This window comes from Micromonospora sp. NPDC048986, from assembly GCF_040649335.1.
GTDB classification, from domain to species: Bacteria; Actinomycetota; Actinomycetes; order Mycobacteriales; family Micromonosporaceae; genus Micromonospora; species Micromonospora alfalfae.
Genome location: NZ_JBEZFJ010000008.1, coordinates 284,370 through 309,585, shown reverse-complemented (window position 1 = coordinate 309,585; position 25,216 = coordinate 284,370). Strand labels below are relative to the sequence as shown.

Sequence of the window (25,216 nt, the reverse complement as noted above, 5' to 3'; positions counted from 1 at the left end):
CTGGTTTGCCCTCGGCCTGACTCCCAGGGCCAACCACCGCCAGGCGTACGACCACGGGGCACGCCCGAGACGCCCGTTCCAACACGACGTAGGGCGTACCCACTACCCAGGGCCCTCGGTCGATCTCTGAGCCTTCAGCGGGCCGCTCGGCCGGCTAGATCAACCTGCCCACCATGTGCCCACTGGGAGCCGTAGGAGGCGGGATTCACCGAACTTGGCTGGCACAACGAGAACGGCCCCTGCTCAGGATCTCTGCTGGTCAGGGGCCGTGTCTGCACCTGGTGGCGGGTAGAGGATTCGAGCCTCTGAAGCTTTCGCGACGGATTTACAGGCCGCCGCCGCCGCGGCGTCGCTGAGCTGGGCCGCCTGGGCCGTCAACCGGCCGTCAAACGTCAACCAATAACGACCGTGGACGACCAGCAGCGCCCGAAGAGACAGCAGGTCAGCCCTCCATGTCGGGGCGGCTGGCCTGGTGGGCGACGGACGAGTCGACCTGTACGCCGGATTATGAACGTGAAACACGCCCTGAGCAGGCGTTCCGTCTGCCAGAGACCCGCTCAGGGCGTCGCCAGGGCGTCCGGGCTCTGCGGGTGCGGAAGGCCGCTGGCTGAACGGCTGTCAGTCGTCGAACTCGAACCCGCTCGCCTTGGCCTCCAAGACGAGCCGCCGCAAGCGTTCGCCGTCGGTCACGACCACGTTCATCTGAACTGCCAACTCTTCCAGCGCGCTTCGATCGGTGCCGTCAGCGCAGAACATGCCGGCCTCGGAGTCATAGTCGAACCGGCCTTCGAGCGTCTGGGCCTCGGTGCTGACGAGAAGTTGTGCGACGCCTTCCCAGAAGTACCCGTTGGGCTCGTGACCGAGTTCCCTAATCAGGTCGTCAACCGGCGTGGTCCCCGCTTCCAGCAGCAGCGAATACTGCTCTGGAGTCGTCTCGATCAGGCTAAGCAAGGTCATCTGCGAAGCCTGGCACCGCTCGGGGACCGGGGCAAGATCCAGCACTCGACGTCACGCGCGCAGTCCCGGGTCTCCAGCCGCAGGCTCGAACAAGCGGTCAATAGCCTGCCGGGTGCGTTCCTCGCTGGCCGGCATCAGGTGCGTGTAGACCCGAAGGGTGAACCCGGGATCAGCGTGGCCGAGGTACGACGCGAGCGCCTTGATGCTCTCCCCCGCGTCGAGCAGCGACGAGGCGTAGAAGTGGCGGAGCGCGTGCATCCCGGTGGCCCGGGTCGGCGTGATGCCGGCCGCCAGCACGGCGGGACGCCAACTCTTGTTGTCGAAGGTGCGCCGATTGATCGCACCTCGCCGCGTGGTGGTGAAGAGCAACGGCACGCTGACCCGCTCGTCGTCGGCCGGGTTCTCCCACGGCAGCGTGAGCATCACCGGGTCGCAGTCCTTGATGTGCTGCCGCAGCACCAAGGCGACGGAGTCCGGCAGCGGCACCCGGCGGTCCCGGTCGTTCTTGGGCAGGCCGAAGACGAGCCGGGAGCGGACCAGCTTGACCTGACGTGAGACGTGCACCCATCCCGCGTCAAGGTCGATGTCGTCGATGCCGAGCCCCAGGATCTCGCCCTGGCGCAGCCCGCAGCCGGCACCCAGGTCGACCATCGCGCGGTACCGCTGAGCGAGGCCACCGCGGATTGCCGAAACCTGGTCGTACCGCCACGGCACGACCCGGCGCTGAACCGGTCGCGGGGGCTTGACCGACTTTGCCGAACACGGGTTCTTGGCAATCCGCTCGTCGTCGACGGCCGCGCCGAGGATGGTCCGGAGGTGCGCGAAGACCACGGCCCGTGTCGCCGGGGCCAGCTTGCCGACCATTGCGGCGTCCCACTCCCGGATGTGGCCCGGCTTAATCTCGGCCAGCTTCCGCGAGCCGAAGAACGGCAGCAGGTGCTTGCGTACCCGGAACTCGGTGCTCTCCCGGGTCGACTCGTCGAACGAGCGGGTCCGGAGCCAGGTTTCGGCGTACTCGGCGAAGGTCATCCGGCCGGCGAGCGGGTCGACGTATGTGCCACGCAGCTTGTCTGACTCGGTGGACACGAGGAAGGCGTCAGCCTCCCGCTTGGCCCGGTCCGGGAACGACTTCTTGCGCTCCTTGCCGTCCGGGCCGATGTACCGCACCCGGTAGCGCAGGCCCTTGCCGAACAGTTCCGTCTTGACCCGCTCCGTTCGCCCTCCTGGGTGGCGCAGCGTCTTGTGCCAGCGGTCCTCTACGTGCCCCATCAGGCCGCCGCCTGCTCGCGTACCCAGGACCGGACCGTTTCCGGCTCGTACCGCAGGTGTCTGCCGACCCGAGCCGCAGGCGGGCCGTACTTGACCTTCCGCCAGCGGTACAGCGTCTCGGTCGGCACCCGCAAGTACGCCGCCACGTCCCGGATCGTCCAGAGCCCATCGTTCGCCGCCATCAAAGCCTCTCCCCCGTCGTGCCGTCCGTTCCCGTCCTTGGTTCGGCCTCGGAGAGCTGCGCGGCACGGTCCTTCGCGGCGAGGAGTTCGGAGCGCCAGCGGGCACGTTCGCTGATCGACCGCAGCAGCCGGTGGGCCATGGCCGGCACGTCGGGGTCGTCGGGTCGGGCGAGTTCCCAGGCGTGCCGGACTGGTTCGACGGTCGCGCCCTGGTCGTCGACGCCACCCAGGCCGACGCTCACGCCGAGCAGGGTCCGCACCCAGGCCCGCACGTCGTGCTTGTGGTCGCTGAGCGTCTTGCCGGACCAGTCGCGAGAGATGAGGATGCGCCGGCCGCCGATGCCGAGGGTGTCCCGCTGGTGGACCTTGCCTTTGCACCGGCCCGGCTTGAGCTTCGCGTGTGTCTTGCGCGGCTGGACGCCGTAAAGCAACCAGTTCGCGCACCGGTCGGTGCACGGGGTGAGCTGGAGTTCCTGCCACAGCCGGTCCAGGTGCGCCCGTTGCCGACCGCTCGTGATCTGGTGAACGTCGCCGGTGTGCTTGGTGATGTACTTCGTGACGTACCGGATAGTCCGCTCGGCCTCCTCGGTGCCGGGCATGACGCCGCGAGCGTCGACCTGGGAGCCGAAGCGCACCACGTGCACCGGTTCGGCGTCCGGGTCGTCGTCGATCGCGTCGAGTGCTTCCGACCAAGTGGTCAGCGGCGCACAGGTGTCCGGGTCGACCCACGCCGCTGCCCGCTCGTCCCAGACCGGGAGCCGGTCGAGGGTGTACCGCTGCACGCCGACCGAGGGCCACCACACCTGGTGATAGGTCGCCGCCGCCACCGTCCGCAGCACGTCACGCGGGATGGTGCCCCGGATCGCGAAGTGAGCGTGTGGGGCGAGACGGCGTTGCGGCTCGACACAGCCCGCGTACTGGACGTTCCAGCCCTCGCAGCGGCGCAGGTTCTGCCAGAACCGGTCCAGCAGCCGGGGAAAGTGCACCGCGTCCCAGGCGGCGCGGCGGTAGTCGTACCGGTTGGGGTTGACCGGAGTGCCGTCCGGGCGGACCGGGCCGTACGAGCCGAGAGTGAGCGTCAGCCACATCGACGGCCGGTAGGTCGAGCCGTCCGGCGCGGTGTAGGTCCTTCCGACCGTGCGGCGCTCGACCTTACGCCGAGGCAGGTCCGGGGCATCCTGCCGCCGCCGGGTGGAGCGCTTGCGGCGCCGGCCGCTGTCCTCGTCGCCCTGGTCCTCGTCGCCGGTCGAGTGCGGCGGCGCGACCCGGCCCCGGAGTCCTTCAGCCGCAATCGCCTCTTCCACCTCCTGGATCGCCTCGTCGAGGTCGGTGACCTGGTCCCACTGGCTCGCCCGGGACGCCTCGTCACGGGAGAACTCCAGGTGCCCGCGCAGCAGGACAAGCGCCTTCTGTTCCTCGGTCGCCGGCTCTGGTGGCGGTAGCGGCTCGTCGTCGCGGTGCCAGCCTTCCCGGATCTGCGCCTGCCGCAGCCGGCGGTTCTTCTTGGCGCACGGGGCGCACTTGTCCTCCCGGGTCGCCCCACAGGGCAGGTCGATGACCTCGGTCAGCCCGGTGTTCAGGTCCGTGCGGCGCATGGCGAGCGGTCGGACGCAGACGCCGTACTCGGCCGCAATCTCCTTGAGTACGTCGACGGAGCGAGGTAGCGCCATGCGGGCCGCCCGCGACCCTGGGCGAGGTGCATCCGGGGTCGGGGCGGGTTCGAGGCCGGGCAGGGTCGGAGCGGTCATCGGATGATCCCGACGACGTGCGGCCGGTTGGACGGGACGACCGCGCGCGGAGGCACCACCGCCGGGGCGCTGGACGGCGTCGGCTCTGCCGAGCGGACCGGTTCGACGGCGGTGGTGGGACGCTCGGGTTCCTCGTACTGGTAGGCGGAGGGCTGGTCCGGCTCGTCGGCCGGCGTGTGGACCGGCGCGTTGGACAAGACGACCTTGACCAGTGCGAGGAACGCCAACGACGGCACCGCCGCCACGATCCAGCCCCACACCGACGCTTGGGCTTCTGCGACCTGGGCCGCGAGGGACAGCAACGCGAACGCCACCAGGAGCGACCCGACCAGGCCGACCGGGCGACCGGCACGCCGGCGGGCACGGATCTCCAACCCGAGGTAGATCGCCATCAGCTCGACCGCTACCGCGTTGGCCCAGCCGATCCAGTCGGGCTGGCCGTGGGCAACGGACAGGTCGTGAACGTGGGTGAAGGCGGCGGCACCGGCCATGGTGCCGATGGCGAGCAGGATCACCAGGCGTACCGCCGATTCGGTGCCCTTGCTCATCGCCACTCCTCCAACGGCTTCTCGCGGATGGTCAGGTCGATGCGGATGCGCCGGCCGTCCATGTCGGGGCGGCGGTTGACCATGTGCGCCACGCCGTGCAGGGCGGCAGAGGTCTGGTCGGAGGGGCCGACGAGCCGGATGCGCAGCGGACGCCGGAGCCGGTCGACGAGGCGGGTGAAGGGGTTCACGGCGGTTACCTCCGGGCCGGTCGAATGTCGGTGCGGATGTAGTCGGGTGGGGTGCCGAGCGCGGCGACAGCTTCGGAGAGGCAGCGCCACAGCGCCCACGCCTCGTCGGGGGTCAGGGCCATCCGTCGCTGGCCGGCACCGACCGCCAGATAGACGGGGTACGCGTCGGGTCGCTCCGGGTCGACGCGAACGGAGACCGCGGTGACCGGTTCGGGGGTACGCAGCCGGTAGAAGCGACGGCCGGTCATCAGGCATCACCCCCGGCGTCCCGGTCGAGCAGGTTGCGCAGGGACTCCGGGAGCAACGGCCCGGACGGCTTACGGGGCAGCGGGAGCCGGACCGGTTCGGTGGCGGTTTCCCGGCCGACCTGGGCGAGGATGTCCGCCGCTTCGGCCGGGGCCGGATACTGCCGGGCCATGTCGCGGATGTCGTCGTCGCTGACGTACGAGAACCGGACCCGCATCGGGTCGGGAGTGCCGTCGAGGATCACGTACCCGACGCCCTTTGCCCACCGGGGCATCTGGTCCGCGAGCGCTCCCCGCTTGCGGGCACCGTCGCCAAGAACCATGTCGACCTGTGACGCCTCGGTCAGGCCCAGCGCGATCCGGGTCGGGAACAGATCCCGGAACGGCAGTACGTCCTTGCGCGGGTCCTGCAACGCGGCGACCACCAGGACGCCGACGCCGGCGCCCTGGGACAGCAGCAGCCCCAGCGACGACGCGATGCGCTTGCGCAGCTCGACGTCTTGCAGGTACGCGGTCAGCGCGGCCATCTCGTCGATGACGACCACGACCAGGGGGTCAGCCTCGGTCGGCGTATGCACCCGAACCGTTCCCGCCAGGCGGGTCTGACGCTCCCGCAGCACCGTCACGGCCTCGTCGAGTAGGTCCGCCATCGCCTCGAACGACTTGCACGCGAACCGGGCGAACATCGGTCGGCCGAGCGCGAATTCCATCCCGCCCTTGGGGTCGATCACCCAGAGTCGGACGAGGCCGGAGGCGATCCCACCACCGAGCACCCGGACCAGCGACCACAGCACAGAGCCCTTACCGGACCGGGTCGCGCCGCCCACCAGGACATGCGTGGCGAGCAGGTGCAGCGACCAGGTACGCAGGTCTTCCCGCCGCGCCAGCGGTAGCGCGGTGAAGTCCGGCACCGCCGGCACCGCGAACGGCGGGACCACAGTCCGCAGCGCATCGGTACGGACCAGCGCCAGGTAGACCAGCGTCGGACGATCCCGATTCCGCACCCGGTCGACGAGCCGCAGCAACCACGCGCCCCGGCCGGTGCGGGTCGGCGGGTCGCCCGGACGCTCGGAGTAGACCCGCGCGTGCCGCCGCCCGAACGCGTATGCCAGGTTGGCGCTCACCGACTGGAACTGCTCTGGCGTCTGTCCCCGGACCGGGCGGACGGTCAGCACGTCGAGCGCCTGATCCGAGCGCACCCGCAGCAGCTCGGGCAGGACCGGACGATGGTCGTACATCTCGGATAGTCCGCAGAGGGTCATGGCTTCACGCCACGCCCGCCGGTAGACGAACGCCCGCCGCCACGAGCCGAGCAGCGGACCCGCCAAGAAGGTCCACCAGGACGGCTCGTCACGCCACCGCCACACCGCCGACGCCGCAGCCGCCAACACGAGCGGCACTAACAGGCCGGGCCAGTCGAACTCGACGTAGAGCCAGAGCGTCAGCACCACCGAAGCCGTGGCCACCGGGTGCCGCAGGCACCACCAGAGGACCCGCCCGGACCACCTCAGCAGCAGGCCGAGCAGCACCATCCAGAACGGCAGCTTGAGCTTCTTCGGCCGGATCACCAGCAGATCCCCGGCCGAGGTCATCAACACCTCACCCCGAGGCCGCCCGATCACTTGGCACCACCGGCCAGGTTGGATCGGGTCTGACACACACCGCACCGGGGCCAGCCATGGCCAGCCCGACGCCTACCCTTGGACACGTCTGCACCTCTCTCGACAGAGCAGGGGGAAGAGACACCGGGGCGGGGCTGCCGTCCGCCAAGACCTGACAGCCCCGCCCTGACCAGAACCGGTTACGCCGACGCCTTCTGGTTGACGCCCGCCGGGGCGCGCAGCCCGGTCGCCCGCAGCGAGTACGCCATCCGACCGTTGTTCGCCACATACGGCGTGACAGTCATCCCGTCGAACTCGACCGCCTCGAACAGGCCACCCGTGGGCGGCACCGGCTGGTAATCGGCCGAGATCTTCACCGTCGTCTCCCGGGACCGCTTGCCAAGCTCGGGGTCGAGGTCCATCACCCGGACCTGCCACACCCGCTGGCCGGTCACCTTGTCCTTGGCCGGCGACCGTCGGCCCGTCTTCTCGTCGTAGTCCTCGACCTCGCCCAGGGACTCGGGCACCAGCGCGCACCCAGCCGGGAACACGTCCTCGAACCGCACAGCGAACCGCGTTCCGCCTCGCAGAGCCATCGCTCAACCTCCAACTTGTTAACTTGTCTGCCAAGTTGCGATCCAAGGTAGACGGCACTTGGCAGACAAGTCAACAACTTTGCCTGGAGCGGCAGAGACAGGCCGCTTCGGAGCGCCTGATACCCGGCGACGCATCGACGTGAAGGCGACAAAGTCTTGGTAGGCCACAGTGGACCGAGCGATACTGCCTGGCTCATCACGGTTAGCAACGCAGAGAGTACGGAGAGCCCGTGACCACCCCTCAAGGCGACTCAAACGATCAGGCAAGCAGGAGCGAGTACCACGAAAGCCCGGCCGACACCCAAGAGGAGTACCGGCAACTCGGCAAGGAATACGAGCTAGCTGTCGACCGGCTGCGTTCAGCCAGATCCGCGCAGTTCGCCTACTTGCTGGTCTTACTCTCCGCATTCACGCTAGTAGCACTCCTCGCCTATTCTGTGGTTATCGGACTTTGGCGCGACCAACCTGTCGTGACCAGATACGTCGGACTCATAGCGCTTCTCGTGCTATGCATTGCAGCAGGAAATCTCGCAGTCAAAAACCGTCGACGGATCGTCGAGTTCGACGTGGAGGTACGGAACCTAAACCATGATCGCCAAAGTGCCGCTGCCAGAATACCCTCCGACTCACTCGAATCACTGCGAATCTATCGCGAAGCATCCCAAGACATCGTTACACAATTCCGGGGACGGGCAACCCGGAATCTGCGAGCACACAATACGGTCCAGGCAATTATTATCATCGGCTCTATCAGCGCTTCGACTACAACTGCCCTAATGGCAGGCGAGCACCCGCTGAGCTGGGTTTCTACCGGCCTTACAGCCTTCATCAGCATTACGGCAGGACTCGCGGCCTACTTCAAGTTCCGGGAGCGTGGATACAACCTGCAATCCACAGCAGACGAGATCGAGAAGCACTACAACGCAACCCAGTTCCGCCTAGGCGAATACGGCGCAGGCGACGCCGAAACCGGAGATCCGAAATCCGACGCAGGCACCAAAGCAGAAGCGGCACGCCTGCGGCTATTTGCCGAGAATGTCGAACGATTGCGGGATGAGCAGCGTAAGCGTGAGTTGCAGCTTGAACAATCCCCCGGCCAACGCGAGGAGCGCTAGCATCGGCCGATGTCGGGTTAGCAAGACCCTTCACAGGGGTAGAGGAGACCTATGGAAGCGACACGCGTATCTGTCGATGAATTGCATTCACGGCCAGACTCCCTTGATGACGCCACAGTCGAGGGGCTAGGCGAACTGAGTAAGGCGTTGGAGACAATCCACCGGGTGCGCGGTCACCTATACGCCGCTCATCAGCTCGTCGGCGGGGCGGACCTCACCCTTGACCGTGTCGTCGAGCTGCTCCGGCAGGCGGGGCACGACGAGGTCGCCGACCGGGTAGAGCGGGAGTTGCTAGGCCGGAACGTCCTACCAGGCCGCTGGACCTTCCAGATCATGGAGGAGTTCGACGACGGCTACTACGCGGCTTTTCAGGAGGTCGAGCGGTACGCCCGGGACAAGTTAGCCGGCGGTCGGCGGCATATCTACGAGGCGGAGATGAAGGAGCGACGGCGCACCCATGGGATGCCGGGGCACGAGGCTACGCCGCAGGAGTGACCGGCAGCCCGTTCGGGAGCATCGAGGCCAGGGCTTCGGCTCTGGCCTCGATGATCTTCATCCGGCCTTCGTACTCGACGGGTTCGCGGTGGGCGGCTTGGCTGGTGACCTGGCCAGGCCACTTGCGGTAGAGCAGGCCGTGTTCACGGGTGAAGTAGCCGTCGCTGATCGCGCTCGCCGCCAGGAGCAGGCCGGTGTCCTCGGAGGCAGGGAGCGCCATCCAGCCGCCGAGGGCCAGGAGCAGATCCCGGCGGATGCACAGGGTGGCGGGGTGAACCTGGGAGCGGTAACCGTTCGCCTGCCAGAAGGCCAGGACGGCACCGCGGGCGATGGTTCCGCCTTCCGGGTCCTTGTCCCAGCCGAGAGTAGACCCGTCGGGCATCAGGTCCAGGACGCGGGAAGTTGTCCAGCCGATGTGCGGATGCGCCTCGAAAGCGGCAATGTCCCGGGCGAGGGCACCGGGAGTCAGCTGGTCGTCCGCGTCCAGCACCTTGACGTGTTGCCCGGCGACACGGGAAAGAGCGGAGGTACGGGCAACACCTGGCCCGCCGGGACGACCACCGCCAATGCTGATGCGAGGGTCGTCCGGCAGGACACCGTTCAGCGCGCCGGTCTGCCCGTCCTCCTGGACGAGCCACTGCCAGTCCCACCCGTCAGGCATCTCCTGCTTGACCAACGAGTAATACGCGCCGGTCAGGTGTTCGATGCTGGGCGCGTGGACTGGCGTGATGACCGAGACGAGCTGCGTCAAGTTTTCCACCGTTGCAGTTTGTGGGAGTAGACCAATTCCGTCCGGTCCCCCGGCATCACCACGTCGGCAACCTCGACGACGCGGCCCTTGGTGTCGATCGAGGTCTTGCGCACGGTGAGCACCGAGACGCCCGGGTCGATGTCCAGCAACTCGGCCTCGTCCGGCGACGGCGGGCGCGCACGGATCTCGTCGTCGATCCGGTCCACCTCTACACCGAGGGTGTGCAGTTGGTGCTGAGTGCCGCCCGGCCAGGGCTCCTTGCCCGCGTCGAGTAGGTCCGGGTTCGCGGCCACCAGGTCGTACGGCAGATAGGAGTACGACATGGTCAGCGGCGCGTTCTCGTGCCGCGAGGTGGTCCAGTACACACGGCGCAGCAACGGCGTACCGGGCTCGACCTGCAAGGCCGCCGCCATGTCCGAATCCGCTTCCACGCGGGCGTACTCGGCGTGGAACTTCAGGTCATCGACGGTCAGGCCGGTGTCGTGCTCGGTGGCCCCGGTCTTCAGCCGCTCCGACTCGTCGAGCAGCGCCCGGTCCTTCTCCCACTGGTAGCGCTCGGCGTTGCGACGCCGTACCCGCTGACGGGGTGCCCGTACGTAGGTACCGCGCCCCTGCTCCGCGCGGACCAGGCCCCATTCGCGGAGCTGTCGGATGGCGTTGCGGACGCTGGTGCGCGACAGGCCGGACGAGTCGGCCAGCTCGGTCTCGCTCGGCATTAGCGTGCCGGGGGCCAGCTCTCCGGCCACGATCTTTGCCCGCAACTCTTCCGCGAGTTGCAGGTAACGAGGGCGCCAGTCCCGGCCTTGCACACCGGTCACCGTACCCCCTAGACGTTCCAACGTCTGCCAGGCGGTCCCCCCTGCGGGCCGCTCCGGCACCGGAGGCACGACGGCCGCTGGCCGCTTCACGGGCCGGGCGCTCGGCGAGGGCATCCGTCCGACGGGCCGACGCTCAGCGGTGTTCATGGCACCCCTCCAGAGGTTGCCCCTTGGTCATCATCACCAGGCGGGCATAGGTCAGCTCGTAGATGAGCCGGTCGAGCTGAGTTCCGGAGAGCAGGATCGATTCGGTGACGCCGCTGCGGCTGGCGTCGAGCTTCACGGCCAGGTCGCGGCGCAGGAACCGGTCGGCCAGCAGTTGAACGCTGATCCAGCCGGTTCGCTCCCGGCCGATGGTCCGCAGCAGCCCGCGATGCATCGGATCGTTCTGGCCGCAGCCCCGGCACCAGCTCGGGCAGTCTGCGGTATTCGCGGACGGAGTCGGTCCCCGCTCGTTCGTGGCCTCGGGCTCAGTCACCGATGGCCTCCATTCGGGTACCGGCCTGCACCAACAAGGAACGAAGCTGCCCGATCAGCTGGGCAACCTGCGAAGGGGAGAGCTCCACCCAGGCGATCCCGCCCCGGCTCGTCACGTGCACCGCGACCAGGGGCACGCGAGCGTCGGAGCCGACGAGGTACGTGACGACCTGGCCGCTCTGCCGACTCTCGCCGAGGCGGTGCATCGCGCCACGGTGACGACGCGGCATGTGGGCCATCAGCGGCGGCACCAGGTGGCCACATCGGTCGGGAGCACACCATGCCGGGTGGCTGCCACTGGTCAGCTTGCCCGCGTTGCTCACCGCACCCACCGCCCACCGTTGCCCCGGTAGATCTGGGCCGGTGTCATCAGCGGCGCACTTCTCAGCACCGGCAGTTTCCGGGTCGGCGCGTTGGCCCACGCCTGCAACGGCGTCAGGCAGGGCGTACAGCGGCCCGAGGTAGCCGCGTTCCCGCCGGGACTGGACGGCGGACGCCTGCGGGACCTCCAGATCGAGAACCAACGCCGCCGACGATGAGAGCCAGACATCGCACCTCCACGGATAGGCCGGACCGGTGGTCAGCAACGCAGGCACGCAGCCGGCCACCGGTCCGGATGAGGGCACGGCGCACCGTCCGACGCAGACGGGTCGGGTATCGCCGAGCCAGGTTGTACGCGCAGCTACCGCAACCGGTCCGACAGGACGCCGCGCATCACGTGCGACCAGGAGCAGCGCAACACCACCCCTGATACGAGCCGTCACCCCAGCCGCACATTCGGAAACGTACCTACAAGTGGATGAGTTGTCTAGACATCGAAACGTGCCTCCTGGTTGACACTTGATACGACAAGTGCCAGGTACGGTGACCCGGTGCCCACCCCGCACTACGGACAGCCCCGTTACCGCGTCATCGCGGACCAACTCAGGAAACGCATCGAAAGCGGCAGCATCCCGCCGGGCGCGCTTCTGCCGACGGAGAGTGCCCTCACGCTTGAGTTCCGGGCGAGTCGTGGCACCGTCCGTCAAGCCATAGCCGTCCTACGCGAGGAAGGCTTAGCGACCACCGAGCACGGGCGTGGCACATCCGCGAGACCAATCGCCAACGAGCACGGCCCGGAACGGACCGTCGAGCCAGACACCGGCCAATGCGAGATCGCCGCAGACCCGGAGCTCGCAGCCCTCTTCGGCGTTGAGGTCGGCGCGACGCTGATCGGACAGCAGCGCGTCAACCGACGCAACGGAGTTGTCGAATCAGTCGTCAGAAGCTACCGGCTACGCCGCTCGGGGCAGTAGGACAGCGCGCACCTTCTCTACCTTCGAGATGGCTGCAGCTCCGTCGGCGGATCGCGGTCCGCGGGCGGTTGCGTTAGGCCATCCCGCCTGCCACCGACCCAGGCAAGCCGAGCAGGTCAACTGTCACCCATCGGTGCAGCAGACTCAGCAGACCACTCCACAGGAGTGCGGGTCCGTGCAGACGGGATGGCAGGCAGCGACCGGTAGGGCGCTGCTTTAAAGGACCGATTCAGCGTGGCTACCAGAACGGCGAGCCAGGAACCGTCATCTAAACGGCTCGTCGAGGACCGGCCCGGCATGCACAAGACCAGCCGAACAGACCGGGCACGACGGGTCGACCCGCACCGAACACATCCGTTAACATCGTTTCCCTGAGTAGTAGGACCACCACCCCCCGTGATACGGGTTTGGCCCTCGACGTCGTCTAGGTGGGAGTGTCTTTCGGGTGACCGACGCAACGAAGCAAGAGCCCACTCCCGGCCTTGGCAACCTCGCCGCGATCGCCAAAGTCACGAACGACCCCACCGGACTCGATACCTTCGCCCGCTACATCTGGCAGGCAAAGCAAGTAGTGCGACAGTGGCTGACCTGCTTGCGGGAACAAGACGGGCCTGCCTTTGCCGTCTGTGAGCAGATCGAGGACCTTGCCCTTGTCCACTCCGACAGGGTCCGCCTCATCCAGCTCAAGACCCGTGACAAGGGCTCGTGGAGCGTCGTCGCCATGTGCGAAAGCGGACTTGACGCGCTTGTCCGGTCGTACGTCAACGCGCGCAAAGCCAAGTGCCACGAACTCTACAGCTACGAACTTTGGCTTGAAGGCACGACGGCACCGAAGGCGGACACCGCTAGCTTCGTGCGTGACCCCACCACAGCAAGCAACGACGTCCGCGGCCGCCTCGTCGCACACGGCCTCATTAGAGCCTGGGTGGACGACTTCCTGCAGCGCCTAGTCATCGAGCCCGGGCAGCCCACCCAAATGTATATCGACAAGGTGGCGATGTGGGAGATGTCAGCCCTGTGGCCCGCGCTGTCTCATCAGGAAGTGCAGCACCTTTACGAACGGCTTCTCAGCGCCGCAAGCGCAGCACAAACTGCTGGCACTAGTCAGCCGGCATCCATACAAGCGATCTTGGCCGGAACGCTCCCGCACGTGAGTCACGACCTCCCGCGTCCAGGAGAGCCCGGCTGGTCAGACATTGAGCCTATACACAACCAAACTCTTAGTCGCAGCATGCTCACCGCACTCACCCCGCCCCTACCCGGCGAACGACAACACCAACTCCTCGCGCGCATGGCTAATGGAACCGCAACATCGCTAATGGAACTGAAGATGAGAGCTGCAGGTGCCAGCACAACGCTCATCGAAGATGTTCAGGAACTGCGAGCCACCGTGGAAGTCGAGCGTCAACTCCTACTCGCCAGTCGCGACAGTGCAGAGCCCGAACTAGAGGATCTAGCCCGTCGCGTGCTGCGGATGGCCCAAGCTACCTCTACTCGCATCAAGCTCTCTGCCGTTGGGAACCCCGTCGCTGCCGGCCGCCCCGCCGAATTTATCGCCGCTGACTTGCGTGCCCGCCCCCACGATCTCGCCCAATGCGACCGGAAACCGTTGCTCCACCAGGACGAAGAACTCATCTTCGGGTACCTCGGCCACCTGTCCGACCTCTGCCGCTTCGACTGGGGTCTCTCGTGATTCCCAGCACGAGATCTGCGGCCGGCGCCCCGCCCAGGCGCGGAGGACCGTCGGCGCTGTACCCGGACCAATCACCGCGCGCCCGGTTCCGGCCCTCACGCGAAGCCGAGGCGCGAGTCCTCCTGCTCATTGACTCCTTCAGTCGCAAAGCCCGAGGCCAATCCCGATACCTCGAGGGCCGGGTCAAGCTAGCCAAGCTTGACTTCTTGCTCCGTTATCCGCGCCAACTACGCCGCGTTCTGCTTTCCCGGGGCGTCAGTGCTGACGAGATCGAGCAACTCGATCCCAACGAAGCGCCTCTCGACGCCCGCATGATGCGTTACCGCTACGGCCCATGGGATCCCTCCTACTACGCTGTCCTCGGATCCCTCATCGGCCGTAGCCTCGTCGTAGTAGCCCCCCTAGGCAACGGCTTCGGCTACCGCACCACTAACACCGGCGCGGAACTCGCAGCCAACCTGCGCGCCGACGGCAGCTTCGACGACATCAACCAACGCCTAGCCCTCCTACGCCGCCACCTCGACAAATCCGGAAACACACTCAAAAGTTACCTGTACGAACTACCCGAGATCGCTGACGCCGCATGGCACGAGGATCTGACGTGAGCCGACCCATCACGACCCCGCCAGAACCGGAAACCGAGCGCCAACCGGTTCACCCAAATCGCCTCGAACTATTGCAAGTAGATCTTGTAGGTGGTGGCCGTGAAGTCACCTTCAATGCAGGCCTCAACCACATCGTCGGCGACATCACCACCGGCAAGACCACCTTCATCCGCCTGATCCGAGCGCTGCTCGGCACCATGCCCAAGGAGTTACCACCCGAAGTCGACTACGTCGACGCCATCCGTGGGCACGTCATGCTCGGCGACCGCGCATGGAAGATCTATCGGCCCCGCACCACTACCAGTGACGCACTCGTCGAGATCAGCGAAGACGAGAACGAGCCCGGTCGTGAAGCCCTATCAATACGGCTCCCCGTTGCCCGCTCGACTCACACCTACAGCACCTTTCTGCTCGACCGACTCAACATTCCAGTAATCAGCGTTCCTCAAGCCCGAACTGACCCCACCGGTGTGCAGAGCCCAGTCACCATGACCGACTGGCTTGGATACTGCATCATCACTGGCGACGAACTCGACACTGAGGTCTTCGGACACAAGCGACACTACCGCGACGTCAAACGGCGCTGGGTCTTCGAGATCGCCTACGGCTACTACGAACCCGAAGTCGCCCGCCTCAACTCCCAACTGCGCCACTTGCAACGACAACTGGACTCCCTCGAACACGATGCTGAGGTCCGCACCCACTTTCTCAAGGACACCCCCTTCGCGGACCTCGCCACCCTTGACTTGCAACTGGCGGCCAGCACGACAGAGCTCGATCACGTCGTTGAACAACGCCGAGCTATCGGAAGCGAAGTAGCCGACGTGCCTGGCGTCCAGCAGGCGCGAGAACACCTGCTCGCCGCACGCAGCCGTCGTGCCGACCTCGCGGATCGTATGTCTCGACTCCAGGCGCAGATCAAGGATCTCAGCGATCTGGTCAGGCAGCTGAATAGTCAGTCCGCCCGACTCACTCGCGCTATCGTAGCCGGCGAATGGCTTGTAGACTTCGACTTCGTAGTCTGTCCGCGTTGCGGTAACGATATCGAACCAGCAAGGACCGATCCGCACCTATGCTATCTGTGCCTGCAACAGCCGCGGCCTGCGCCCTCCGAAGCCGAGCTACTGAGCGAGCAGGACCGCATCGCGAGTCAGATTACGGAAACCAACGAGGTCCTCGAAGGACGCCAGCGCGCTCTCGACAGATTGGCGTACGAGGCAACCCGGCTCGACCAGCTCATCGCCGAGCTGGCCGACGACCTCGACCAACTCACCCAAGCCTTCGTCTCCGATCGCGCTACACAGATCGAGTATTTAGCCAGCCGCCAAGCTCAGCTTGAGGCCGATATCAAACGCCTCCGTGAATATGCCGACCTCATCCGACGGCACACACAACAACTCGCCAGCCGCGATGAACTTGAGGCTCAGCAAGAAGATATCAGGCTTCGCATAAGTGAGCGTGAACTCTCTCGATACGATGCGGAAGAGAACGTTAAAGCCCTCGAGAAACGGATGCTCGAATATCTCCAGCAATTGCGCATCCCAGACCTCGGCCAAGAACTTACGGTCAAAATAAACCGGAAAACGTACCTGCCCGAGGTATCCGGCCGCAGCTTCGACGAACTATCCAGTCAAGGCCTCAAGACACTTGTCAACATTGCACACGCGCTCGCTCACCACACTGTGGCGATCGACCGAAATCTCCCACTGCCCGGGCTTCTCATTCTGGATGGGATCTCAGCAAACAGCGGACAAGAGGGTTTGAGTTTCGACCGCATTCGTGACGCCTACCGACTTCTCAGCAAGGTAGCGGCTGACGACCTATATCGAGGCGCACTACAAATCGTTGCGGTTGACAATGAGCTGTCCCGCGAAATTATCGTTGAGCTCGTTGAACGTGTCGCCCTTGAGCTGACCCAAGAGGATCGTCTCATTCGAATTCCAGATCCTCCACCAAGATCCGAGCCGGACGACGTCGGGCCGTAAGGGAGGGAGTCTTGCCGAATTTCTCTGTTTCGGATCAAGGCACCGCGCTCCGCGCGGTGCGAGGCGGCAAGCCCGGCCGGCGGCAAGCCGCCCCGGTCGCCTTCGGCACCGGGGCGGTGAGCCACCGACAGCCGCCGGGACACCGCCCCGCCAATCGGAAGGGGACCAGCTCCAACGAGCCCGTGACGGAAGCCGATGGGTCGGCCTGATCGCGTGGACGGGGCTTCCGGCTGCCGCGCCAGTCCAACCCCGGGACTGGCTTGCCACCGCGTCTCCGAGCCTCGCCAGGAGCACCGCCGCCAGGACGTGCCGGGCACACGACAGCTAACGGCACCGCGCAGGAGCCCTACCAAGCCACCGAACGGCCGCCAGGACGAGGCGATGTGCCGCGCCGAGTTGGCGGTCTACTGACCCAAGACTCAGGGCGTCTCCAGGGCGTCAGGACGTCGTCAGGGCGTCAAACGCCGGCCAAAGTTGACCAACTACGACCATCGACGCCCGAACATAGAACCAGCTCAGAGCCTTGATCGCGGCTCTGAGCTGGTGGGCGACGGACGAGTCGACCTGTACGCCGGATTCTGTGCGCGGCGCGTACCCCGAGGGGTTTGCGCCGGCGGCGGCCATCCATCTCGGCCTGCCGTTGCCGGCAGGCTCCAGCGGCCTACCCGCAGACATCGGGCGGGCAGCCCTCAAGCGTCTGCGCCGGGTCGTCATCTTGCGGTGACGGCCCTTGCTTGGCCTTGCTCCGGGTGGGGTTTACCGAGCCACCCCGGTCACCCGGGGTGCTGGTGGGCTCTTACCCCACCGTTTCACCCTTACCGTCCCCGTTGGGGTCGGCGGTCTGTTTTCTGTGGCACTGTCCCGCGGGTCGCCCCGGGTTGCCGTTAACAACCACCCTGCCCTGTGGAGTCCGGACGTTCCTCGGCGGCGGGCCGAAGCCCGCCGACGCGGCCGCCCGGTCGACTCGTCCGTCGCGCTCTCATCCTAACGACGAGCGTGCTGCCGGTATTGCCGCCCCGCCTGGGCAAGATCGCGCAGCTCAGAACGATCCGGCGAATTCGTCCCGTGAGGCGACGGCTAGCCTCGTGGGGCTATGGATCTCTCCCACGCCGCGCTGCTGCTCGCCGCCGGTCTCGCCGCTGGCACTGTCAACGCGGTGGCCGGTGGCGGTTCGTTGATCACCTTTCCGGCGATGATCGCGATCGGGTTGCCTCCGGTGCCGGCGAACGTCAGCAACTCCGTCGCGGTGTTCCCTGGCTACCTGGCCAGCGTGGCGGGTAGCCGGCAGGATCTGCCGCGCCCCCGCGCGCTGGCCACGCTGGTGCCTACCACCATTGTGGGCACGATCCTCGGGGCGTTGCTGCTGCTGGCGACTCCGGCCCGCGCGTTCGAGCTGGTCGTACCGTTTCTGGTCCTCGGCGCGACAGCGGTCCTGGCCTTCCAGGACCCGCTGCGTCGCCTGGTCGGTCACCCCCGGGACCTGACGCCACGCCGGCGGACGGTGACGGTGCAGACGATGGTTGCGCTCGGTGCGGTGTACGGCGGTTATTTCGGTGCGGCCCTCGGGGTGATGCTGGTGGCCGGGTTGGCCCTGGTGCTGGACGCGACACTGGCCCGGGTGAGCGCGATCAAGAATCTGCTCTCCGCGGTGGTGGGGTGCACGACGCTCGTGGTGTTCGCAGTGTTCGGCCCGTTGAACTGGGCGGCCGTCGCGGTGGTCGCGCCGGCCACCCTGATTGGGGGGTACGCGGGCGCCCGCCTGGTCCGTCGGCTGCCGCCGGTGGTGCTCAAGACGGTGATCGTGGTGTTCGGCACGACGATCGGCCTCTACCTGCTCTGGCGCGCCCTGAACTGACGCGTCAGTACGCCTCGCCGACCGGCTCCTCGGCCGTGTTCTCGGCGCTGGCGGCGGCGCGGTTCCAGCGGGACCAGAGCACCCGCTCGCCGTAGCCGGCGGCCATCAGGTGGGCGAAGGCCAGGTAGACGAGTACGCCGACGGCGAGCACCCCGAAGCCGACCCAGAACGGCAGCGACAGCGACTGCTCGGCGAGCTTGCCGGAGATGATCGGGGCTGGCGCGGCGGCACCCCAGCGGACCAGGTTGAACGCTCCGGTGGCGACGCGCCGGTCGCTGGAGCCGAGGCCGAGCGCCAGGTCGGTGAGGTTGGCGTTGGCCAGCCCCATGCAGAGTCCGGCGAGCACCAGCACCACGAGCGCCTCGGCGGTGCTGGTGGAGGTGGCGAAGAGGACCATGCAGACCAGCAGCCCGGCGATGGCCACGCCGACGGTCTGTACCGCGCCGATGCGGTGGGCCAGCCGGTGACCGATCACCATGATGCCGGCGGCCAGGCCGAGGCCCCAGCCGGTGAACGCGAGCCCCAGCGGGATGACGTCCAGGCCGAGGAAGAGCGGTGTGTAGCCGAGCACCACGAAGAACACGAAGTTGTACGCGGCGGTGACCACGCAGAGGGCGATGAACGCCGGTCGGCGGTAGGTGGTGAAGATCTGGCCGACGCGTACCGGGGCCTGCCGGTTGGTGGGTTCGCGCAGTTTGCGGGAGGCCACGCCGAGGGCGAGGACCATGAAGATGCCGCAGACGAAGAACGGCAGCCGCCAGCTGACCTGGCCGAGCAGGCCACCGATGAGCGGTCCGACGGCGAAGCCGAGGCCGAGGGCGGTCTCGAAGAGGCCCACCACCCATTCCCGGTCGACGGCCAGGTTGACCAGCACCACCATGGCGGTGGCGAAGAACATCGCGTTGCCCAGCCCCCAGACGCCGCGCAGCACGGAGAGCTGCACGATGTTGTCGCTGAACGAGGCGAGGATCGCGGCGAGGCCGACAACCGAGACGCCGGTGATGAGCACCGGCTTGAAGCCGAACCGCCCGCTGGCCAGCGTCGCCGGGATCATGCCGAGAGCCATGACCGCGATGTACGCGGTGAACAGCAGCTCGACCTGCCAGGCGGTGACCCCGATCGCCTCGCCGATGGCGGGCAGGATCGGGTCGACGACGGCGATGCCGGCGATGGCGAGGAAGGCCACCAGTGTGGTGGCGTAGATGGCACTGCGGTTCGGTTCGGAACGCCGATCCACTCCGACTCCTCAGATAGCTGTATCGTACAGGTATTTATTCTGTATCATACAGCTATGAGCGACGACAGTGACGAGAGCACCCTCGGCCAGATCGAGACCGAGGTGGCCCTGCTGATGCGCTTCGGCGAGGCCACCCGGCGGGCCACCGGCACGGCCGAGCACCGGGTGCTGGACCGCGCGGCGTACGTCATCCTCCGCCACCTGGCCGATGCCGGCCCGCAGAACGTCTCGGCGCTCGCCGCCCGACTCAACCTGGACGGCTCGACAGTCACCCGACAGGTCTCCGCGCTCCAGCGCGACGGCCTGATCACCCGCACCCCGGACCCGTCCGACGGCCGCGGCACCGTCATCTCCCCCACCCCGGCCGGCCTCCAGCGGATGGCCGCCGTCCAGGCCGCCCGCACCCGGCTCTACGGCGACATGCTGGCCGACTGGACCACCGATGACCGGGAGACCCTGGCACGGCTGCTGGGACGCCTCAACCAGGCCCTGGTGAACCGCAACCGCTCCCGCTGACCCCGCGTCGGGGTGTCGTGGCGTGGCTCACCGCGCCATCCAGTCGCGCGAAGAAGCCCTTCCACCGCCAAGATCGCGCAAGATCCTGGTTGTAGTGGCATCCCGCGCGCTCCGACACCACTACAACAACGATCGAGCACGATCTTGCGGCGAACCCGCCGGGATTCAGGAGAACGTTCGCCGCGCCCAGGTGCGGAAGTCAGTGGTCGGTAGGCCGAGGGCGCGGGTCATCTCCGGACGGGCGGGGCTTCCGTTCTCGTTGATCTGCTCGACCGCCTTGACCATGGCGGGCAGCAGGCCGCGCTCGACGGCCTCCTGTGGGGTGAGCACGGGCGCGGTGATCGCCCGACCGGTGACCTCACTCAGGATGGCCGCGACCTCGGTCATGGTGAGCAGGTCGCCGGCGAGTTCGACGTCCAGGCCGTCGAGCTTGCCCGGGTTCGTGAACGCGATCGCCGCCGCTTCGCCGATGTCGTCGACGGCGATCCACGGCATGCGCGTGTCTTCGGCGAAGCCGGTGATGATCGTGCCACTGGACCAGTCGCCGAAGAGGTAGGACCACCCGACCAGGTTCTCCATGAAGGTCGAGGGCTTCAGGACCGTCCAGTGCGCGAAGCCACCCGAGCGCACCAGCTCGTCGATTGCCGCCTTGCTCTCCCAGTAGTGCCTGTCCCACCGACCTTCGGCCCAGCCGGGCTGGTTGCGGTGGAAGTCGCCGGCACCCGAGACGCTGCTGTGCACGAACTGCGACACGCCGGCCCGTCGCGCCGCCTCGACGACGTTGCGGCCGCGGATCACTTCGGCGTCGCCCTGCATGTCCGTCACATCGGGATACGGGATGGAGAAGACGCCGTCCATCCCGTCCGCCGCGGCGAGCAGCGAGTCGGCGTCGTCCAGGTTGCCAGTGACCAGTTCGGCGCCCCGCTCCCGCAGAGCCTGGGCGCTGTCAGTGCCGGGATCGCGGACCAGGGCGCGGACCGGGACGCCACGGTCCAGCAGCGCTCGGGCTGTTGCCCCGCCCTGCTTACCCGTCGCGCCGATGACGAGAACAGCCACGATGCCTCCTGAGAAACAAATGGGGTGGCCCCCCACTTTTCGTCGGCTACGATACGGGGGACTACCCCATTTCTGCAAGGCGGGCCATGAGAGCGGACGCGCAGCGCAACTACGACCTCATCGTCACGGCGGCGTCCGAGGCGATCGCCCGCGACGGCGCGTACGCCTCGCTGGAGGAGATCGCCCGATCCGCCGGGGTCGGTTCGGCGACCCTGCACCGGCACTTCCCCACCCGGTGGTCGCTGCTCCAGGCGGTCTTCGGCGGGTGTGTCCGCAACCTGGCGGCGCGCGCCGGAGAGCTACTCGCCGCGCCGGACGCGCTCGACGCGCTGACGACCTGGCTGCACGAGGTGACCGCGTACGCCACGACAACCCGCGGCCTCGCGGACTCGCTCCTGAACGAGCCCGCCCAGGAGTCCGACACCTGCGGCGCGACGCTCGTCGCCGCCGGTGAACCACTGCTACGCCGAGCCGTCGACGAGGGTTCGGTACGGCCCGACATCACCATGGCCGACCTGATGATCCTCGCCAACGGCATCTCACTCGCGGCGCAACCGACGGGTGCGGCCAAGGCGGAACAACTGCTGACCCTCGCCCTCCGGGGGATCGGGTCAGCGGACCGGCGCGAGTCGGTCCACAAGGGCTCGTAGGCCCAGACTTCGTCGATCATGGAGTTGTGGTGCGGGACGACTGCCGTGAACAGCCATCAACCAGGCACCACAACTCCATGATCGACGCGAAAACGCGCGCCGGGCCCGAGGTCAGGCGACCGGTTCGCGGGCCGGGTCGGCGTCGCGGTCGGGGCCGGGGGTGATACGGGGGTCGCCCTCGTCGGCGAAGTAGTCGTCCGGCTCGGTGCCGTCGACTCCTTCCTCGACCTTCGCGGCCCGCAGCGCCAGCGTCACCAGAGCCGCCACGGCCAGGTTGACCGCCACCGCCACGATGCCGACGTAGATCGTCCTGGTGGTGTCGAACCCGAACTCCGACAGCGGGAACGCCGAGCCGCCGAAGTGCTTCCGGGTCGGGCTGGCCACCTGGTAGAGCATCCACATGCCCAACCCCATGCCGGCCACCCAGCCGACGATCAGGCCGGTGCGGTGGAACCACCGGGTGTAGAGGCCCAGCGCCACCGCTGGCAGCGTCTGAAGGATGATCACGCCACCGATCAGTTGGAGGTCGATGGAGAACTGCGGGTCGAGGAAGACGATGCAGGCCACCGCGCCGACCTTCACCACCAGCGAGGTGATCTTCGAGACGTTCGCCTCCTGGGCCGGGGAGGCGTCCCGCTTCAGGTACTCCTTGTAGATGTTGCGGGTGAACAGGTTCGCCGCCGCGATCGACATGATCGCCGCCGGCACCAGCGCGCCGATGCCGATCGCCGCGTACGCGACACCGGCGAACCAGTCCGGGAACTGCTGGTCGAACAGCAGCGGCACGACGGTGTTGTTGTCCACACTGCCGGCCGAAGCACCGGGCAGCGGCTTCACGCCGGCCGCGATGGCCATGTAGCCGAGCAGCGCGATCAACCCGAGCAGCAGGCTGTACGCGGGCAGCGCCGACATGTTCCGCTTGATCACGTCGCGGTTCCTGCTGGCCAGCACACCGGTGATGCTGTGCGGGTAGAGGAACAGCGCCAACGCCGAGCCGAGCGCCAGCGTCACGTACTGAAGCTGGTTGCTGCCGTTGAGCAGGATGCCGTCGTTCGGATTGGGTGAGGCGTCGAACTTCGCGTCGGCGGCGGCGAAGATGTCACCCCAGCCGCCCAGCTTGTACGGCAGATAGACGACCGCCACCAGGATCACGATGTAGATCAGGCTGTCCTTGACGAACGCGATCAGCGCGGGCGCACGCAACCCCGACTGGTACGTGTAGGCGGCCAGGATGGCGAACGCGATGATGATCGGCAGGTGTCGGGCCAGCGCGTTGTCGCCGGTGACGCCCATCGTCTTGAGCACCGCTTCGATGCCGACCAACTGCAATGCGATGTACGGCATGGTGGCGACGATGCCGGTGATCGCGATCAGCAGCGCCAGCACCGGCGAGTCGAACCGGTTGCGGACGAAGTCGGCCGGCGTGACGAACCCGTGCCGGTGCGACACCGACCAGAGCCGCACCAGCACCAGGAAGACCAGCGGGTAGATGACGATGGTGTACGGCACGGCGAAGAACCCGGCCGCGCCGGCACCGAACATCAACGCCGGAACCGCCACGAAGGTGTACGCGGTGTAGAGGTCACCGCCGACCAGGAACCAGGTGATCCAGCCGCCGAAGCTGCGCCCGCCCAGCCCCCACTCGTCCAGGTGCGCCATGTCCTTCGGCGCCCGCCACCGGGCGGCCACGAAGCCCATCACGCTGACCAGGAGGAACAGCACGGAAAAGACGATGATCTCGGTGAGATGGTCGCGCCACATCAGCGGCCTCCCCGCTTCTTCGTCATCTGGTAGACCAACGTGGTGGTGCCGACGCCGAGCAGGATGAAGGCCAGTTGCAGCCAGTAGAAGCGCGGGAAGCCGAAGACCCGGGGCGAGTCGCCATTGAAGAACGCCGGGATCAGCGGCACCACGATGGGGATGAAGAGCAACCAGTTCCAGGGGCTGTGGTCCTTCGCCCTGGTCGGCACCGTGGGCGGCGCCTCCGGTTCGGGTGCAGCCATCTGACACACCTCCGGGGAGTCGTGGCTTCCGATGTAACGGCCGGAGGCTACGACTCTGTGACGGCGGTCACCTGACCCGTCCGAAGGGTGCTGCGCCGAACGGCCGGTCGGCTGCGCCGAACGGCGCGGCCGACCGGCCGGGAGTAAATCGACTCAGAGAGTGGTGAGGTGGGCGGTGTCGTTGACGGTGCGTACCGCCACGCCGCCGTCCGCCCACATGTCGAGCACCGAGATGCCTGCCGCGTCCAGGAAGAGCCGGTGCAGGAAACCGTCGCCGGCCGCCAGGGCGTCGCGCAGCACCAGCTTGATCGGCGAGACGTGCGAGACGGCCACCACTGTCTCACCGGGGTACGCGGTCAGCAGCCCGCTGATGACGCGGTGCGCGCGTTCGGCGACCTGGGTGAACGACTCCCCGCCCGGCGGCGCGATCCGGGGTGAGGCGAGCCAGGCGTCCATCTCCCCCGGCCACTGCTCGCGCACCTCGGCGAAGGTGCGCCCCTCCCACTGGCCGAAGTCGCACTCGATCAGGTCGTCCTCGGTGCGGACCGGCACGTCACCGAGCGCCCCGGCGATCGACGCCGCGGTGGCCGTACACCGGGACAACGGTGAGCTGAGCACTGCCGCGACGGACGGGGCCAGCTCGGCCACCCGGGCGCCGGTGGCGCGGGCCTGGGCCCGGCCGCGCTCGGAGAGTGGAACGTCGCCGCGCCCGGAGTAGCGCCGCTGCTCGGTGTACGCGGTCTCGCCGTGGCGGACCAGGATCAGCCGGGTGGCGGTGAAGGTCGGCCGTGGCTCCCAGGAGGCCGGAGCGGTCGCCGGATCGCTGCCGACGATCGGGGTGGCGGGCGTCGTCGAGGGCTGGCCGGTGGTCGGCGTTGGCGCCGGGCGACCGGGGGCCGCAGTCGCCGACGGACGACCCGCGGCGGCGTCCATGGCGGCGTTGGCGAGGGCGTCGGCGTGCCTGTTCTGCTCGCGCGGAATCCAACTGAACCGGACCGCTGCGAACCGGCCCACCAGCGCGGCGGCCTGGGCGGCGAGGGGCCGCAGGCCGGGGTGCTTGATCTGCCACCGGCCGCACATCTGCTCGACCACCAGCTTGGAGTCCATCCGGACGTCCACCTCGGCGGCACCCAGCTCGGCGGCGGCGGTCAACCCGGCGATCAGGCCCTGGTACTCGGCGACGTTGTTGGTGGCCGTGCCGAGCGACTCGGAGCGCTCGGCGAGCACCTCGCCGGTCTCCGGGTCGCGGACCACCGCCCCGTAGCCGGCGGGGCCGGGGTTGCCCCGGGACCCACCGTCGGCCTCCATGGAGACCAGGCGCGGCGCCACGA

27 protein-coding genes and 1 other RNA gene are annotated in these 25,216 nt (G+C 67.5%); 9 read left to right on the top strand and 19 right to left on the bottom strand.

Annotated features, from left to right (window positions below; all coding sequences use genetic code 11):
- Positions 1–618: 618 nt before the first annotated feature.
- The 9 genes from AB0B94_RS18925 to AB0B94_RS18885 form a co-directional block, all read right to left on the bottom strand.
- The gene (locus AB0B94_RS18925; protein WP_350860395.1) at positions 619–957 is read right to left on the bottom strand and encodes an Imm51 family immunity protein; all 339 of its coding nucleotides are present in this window, start codon (positions 955–957) and stop codon (positions 619–621) included.
- Between the two features lie 51 nt (positions 958–1,008).
- Positions 1,009–2,226, bottom strand: a complete 1,218-nt coding sequence (locus AB0B94_RS18920) for a tyrosine-type recombinase/integrase (protein WP_350860393.1) — start codon at positions 2,224–2,226, stop codon at positions 1,009–1,011.
- Complete coding sequence (locus AB0B94_RS18915; RefSeq protein ID WP_112601013.1) at positions 2,226–2,408, bottom strand: helix-turn-helix domain-containing protein; 183 nt, start codon at positions 2,406–2,408, stop codon at positions 2,226–2,228. The genes AB0B94_RS18920 and AB0B94_RS18915 overlap by 1 nt, the downstream gene beginning before the upstream one ends.
- On the bottom strand, positions 2,408–4,156 hold the full coding sequence (locus AB0B94_RS18910; protein ID WP_350860391.1) for a replication initiator: 1,749 nt from the start codon (positions 4,154–4,156) through the stop codon (positions 2,408–2,410). The genes AB0B94_RS18915 and AB0B94_RS18910 overlap by 1 nt, the downstream gene beginning before the upstream one ends.
- Positions 4,153–4,704 (bottom strand): DUF2637 domain-containing protein, encoded by a 552-nt coding sequence (locus tag AB0B94_RS18905; protein WP_350860390.1) that lies wholly within the window; start codon positions 4,702–4,704, stop codon positions 4,153–4,155. The genes AB0B94_RS18910 and AB0B94_RS18905 overlap by 4 nt, the downstream gene beginning before the upstream one ends.
- A complete protein-coding gene (locus AB0B94_RS18900) occupies positions 4,701–4,892 on the bottom strand; it encodes a hypothetical protein (protein WP_350860388.1) in 192 nt (63 codons plus the stop codon). Before AB0B94_RS18900 ends, AB0B94_RS18905 begins: the two co-directional genes overlap by 4 nt.
- 5 nt (positions 4,893–4,897) lie before the next feature.
- Entirely contained in the window at positions 4,898–5,140 is a 243-nt protein-coding gene (locus AB0B94_RS18895) for a hypothetical protein (RefSeq protein WP_350860386.1), read from the bottom strand.
- Positions 5,140–6,729: a cell division protein FtsK gene (locus tag AB0B94_RS18890; protein ID WP_350860384.1), complete on the bottom strand. Its 1,590-nt coding sequence runs from the start codon at positions 6,727–6,729 to the stop codon at positions 5,140–5,142. The genes AB0B94_RS18895 and AB0B94_RS18890 overlap by 1 nt, the downstream gene beginning before the upstream one ends.
- Before the next feature lie 209 nt (positions 6,730–6,938).
- Positions 6,939–7,334 carry a transcriptional regulator gene (locus tag AB0B94_RS18885; protein ID WP_238661241.1) on the bottom strand — a complete coding sequence of 132 codons (396 nt, stop codon included), beginning with the start codon at positions 7,332–7,334 and terminating at the stop codon, positions 6,939–6,941.
- 230 nt (positions 7,335–7,564) lie between these two features.
- Between AB0B94_RS18885 and AB0B94_RS18880 the strand changes: the two genes are divergently transcribed.
- Together AB0B94_RS18880 and AB0B94_RS18875 are read left to right on the top strand one after the other, a co-directional pair.
- Complete coding sequence (locus AB0B94_RS18880) at positions 7,565–8,449, top strand: DUF4231 domain-containing protein (RefSeq protein WP_350860382.1); 885 nt, start codon at positions 7,565–7,567, stop codon at positions 8,447–8,449.
- Positions 8,450–8,500: 51 nt separating this feature from the next.
- A complete protein-coding gene (locus AB0B94_RS18875; protein ID WP_350860380.1) occupies positions 8,501–8,944 on the top strand; it encodes a hypothetical protein in 444 nt (147 codons plus the stop codon).
- Here AB0B94_RS18875 and AB0B94_RS18870 read toward each other — a convergent pair.
- The 4 genes from AB0B94_RS18870 to AB0B94_RS18855 all read right to left on the bottom strand — a co-directional run bounded on the left by AB0B94_RS18870 (position 8,928) and on the right by AB0B94_RS18855 (position 11,514).
- Complete coding sequence (locus AB0B94_RS18870) at positions 8,928–9,704, bottom strand: glycosyltransferase (protein WP_350860379.1); 777 nt, start codon at positions 9,702–9,704, stop codon at positions 8,928–8,930. The two genes, AB0B94_RS18875 and AB0B94_RS18870, sit on opposite strands and share 17 nt — an antisense overlap.
- Positions 9,692–10,513 carry a GntR family transcriptional regulator gene (locus AB0B94_RS18865; RefSeq protein ID WP_350860377.1) on the bottom strand — a complete coding sequence of 274 codons (822 nt, stop codon included), beginning with the start codon at positions 10,511–10,513 and terminating at the stop codon, positions 9,692–9,694. Before AB0B94_RS18865 ends, AB0B94_RS18870 begins: the two co-directional genes overlap by 13 nt.
- A 133-nt stretch (positions 10,514–10,646) precedes the next feature.
- The gene (locus AB0B94_RS18860) at positions 10,647–10,892 is read right to left on the bottom strand and encodes a precorrin-4 C11-methyltransferase (RefSeq protein ID WP_357281199.1); all 246 of its coding nucleotides are present in this window, start codon (positions 10,890–10,892) and stop codon (positions 10,647–10,649) included.
- A gap of 91 nt (positions 10,893–10,983) precedes the next feature.
- The gene (locus tag AB0B94_RS18855) at positions 10,984–11,514 is read right to left on the bottom strand and encodes a hypothetical protein (RefSeq protein WP_357281196.1); all 531 of its coding nucleotides are present in this window, start codon (positions 11,512–11,514) and stop codon (positions 10,984–10,986) included.
- Between the two features lie 348 nt (positions 11,515–11,862).
- On the opposite strand from AB0B94_RS18855, the gene AB0B94_RS18850 reads away from it, so the two are divergent.
- The 4 genes from AB0B94_RS18850 to AB0B94_RS18835 all read left to right on the top strand — a co-directional run bounded on the left by AB0B94_RS18850 (position 11,863) and on the right by AB0B94_RS18835 (position 16,568).
- Positions 11,863–12,285 (top strand): GntR family transcriptional regulator, encoded by a 423-nt coding sequence (locus AB0B94_RS18850; RefSeq protein ID WP_350860371.1) that lies wholly within the window; start codon positions 11,863–11,865, stop codon positions 12,283–12,285.
- Between the two features lie 445 nt (positions 12,286–12,730).
- Positions 12,731–13,978, top strand: coding sequence for a DUF4297 domain-containing protein (locus AB0B94_RS18845; protein WP_350860369.1), 1,248 nt, complete (start codon positions 12,731–12,733; stop codon positions 13,976–13,978).
- A 206-nt stretch (positions 13,979–14,184) separates the two neighbouring features.
- Positions 14,185–14,583, top strand: a complete 399-nt coding sequence (locus AB0B94_RS18840; RefSeq protein WP_350860367.1) for a hypothetical protein — start codon at positions 14,185–14,187, stop codon at positions 14,581–14,583.
- The gene (locus AB0B94_RS18835) at positions 14,580–16,568 is read left to right on the top strand and encodes a hypothetical protein (RefSeq protein WP_350860365.1); all 1,989 of its coding nucleotides are present in this window, start codon (positions 14,580–14,582) and stop codon (positions 16,566–16,568) included. Before AB0B94_RS18840 ends, AB0B94_RS18835 begins: the two co-directional genes overlap by 4 nt.
- Positions 16,569–17,119: 551 nt before the next feature.
- Here the strand turns inward: AB0B94_RS18835 and rnpB are convergent.
- Positions 17,120–17,535, bottom strand: an RNA gene (rnpB, locus tag AB0B94_RS18830) — RNase P RNA component class A.
- A gap of 126 nt (positions 17,536–17,661) precedes the next feature.
- On the opposite strand from rnpB, the gene AB0B94_RS18825 reads away from it, so the two are divergent.
- A complete protein-coding gene (locus tag AB0B94_RS18825) occupies positions 17,662–18,423 on the top strand; it encodes a sulfite exporter TauE/SafE family protein (RefSeq protein ID WP_357281181.1) in 762 nt (253 codons plus the stop codon).
- Positions 18,424–18,427: 4 nt separating this feature from the next.
- Here AB0B94_RS18825 and AB0B94_RS18820 read toward each other — a convergent pair whose 3' ends face one another.
- Entirely contained in the window at positions 18,428–19,660 is a 1,233-nt protein-coding gene (locus tag AB0B94_RS18820) for an MFS transporter (protein ID WP_357281176.1), read from the bottom strand.
- Between the two features lie 54 nt (positions 19,661–19,714).
- Here AB0B94_RS18820 and AB0B94_RS18815 point away from each other — a divergent pair, with 54 nt between their 5' ends.
- On the top strand, positions 19,715–20,176 hold the full coding sequence (locus AB0B94_RS18815) for a MarR family transcriptional regulator (protein WP_357281173.1): 462 nt from the start codon (positions 19,715–19,717) through the stop codon (positions 20,174–20,176).
- 165 nt (positions 20,177–20,341) lie between these two features.
- On the opposite strand, the gene AB0B94_RS18810 is transcribed toward AB0B94_RS18815, so the two are convergent.
- Positions 20,342–21,232: an NmrA/HSCARG family protein gene (locus AB0B94_RS18810; RefSeq protein ID WP_357281168.1), complete on the bottom strand. Its 891-nt coding sequence runs from the start codon at positions 21,230–21,232 to the stop codon at positions 20,342–20,344.
- An 86-nt stretch (positions 21,233–21,318) separates the two neighbouring features.
- Here AB0B94_RS18810 and AB0B94_RS18805 point away from each other — a divergent pair, with 86 nt between their 5' ends.
- Positions 21,319–21,882: a helix-turn-helix domain-containing protein gene (locus tag AB0B94_RS18805; protein ID WP_357281163.1), complete on the top strand. Its 564-nt coding sequence runs from the start codon at positions 21,319–21,321 to the stop codon at positions 21,880–21,882.
- A 111-nt stretch (positions 21,883–21,993) separates the two neighbouring features.
- Here the strand turns inward: AB0B94_RS18805 and mctP are convergent, their stop codons facing one another.
- The 3 genes from mctP to AB0B94_RS18790 form a co-directional block, all read right to left on the bottom strand.
- Positions 21,994–23,643, bottom strand: coding sequence for a monocarboxylate uptake permease MctP (gene mctP / locus AB0B94_RS18800; RefSeq protein WP_357281156.1), 1,650 nt, complete (start codon positions 23,641–23,643; stop codon positions 21,994–21,996).
- Entirely contained in the window at positions 23,643–23,885 is a 243-nt protein-coding gene (locus AB0B94_RS18795) for a DUF3311 domain-containing protein (protein ID WP_238671462.1), read from the bottom strand. Before AB0B94_RS18795 ends, mctP begins: the two co-directional genes overlap by 1 nt.
- 153 nt (positions 23,886–24,038) lie before the next feature.
- Positions 24,039–25,214 (bottom strand): bifunctional RNase H/acid phosphatase, encoded by a 1,176-nt coding sequence (locus tag AB0B94_RS18790; RefSeq protein ID WP_357281150.1) that lies wholly within the window; start codon positions 25,212–25,214, stop codon positions 24,039–24,041.
- Positions 25,215–25,216: the final 2 nt, after the last annotated feature.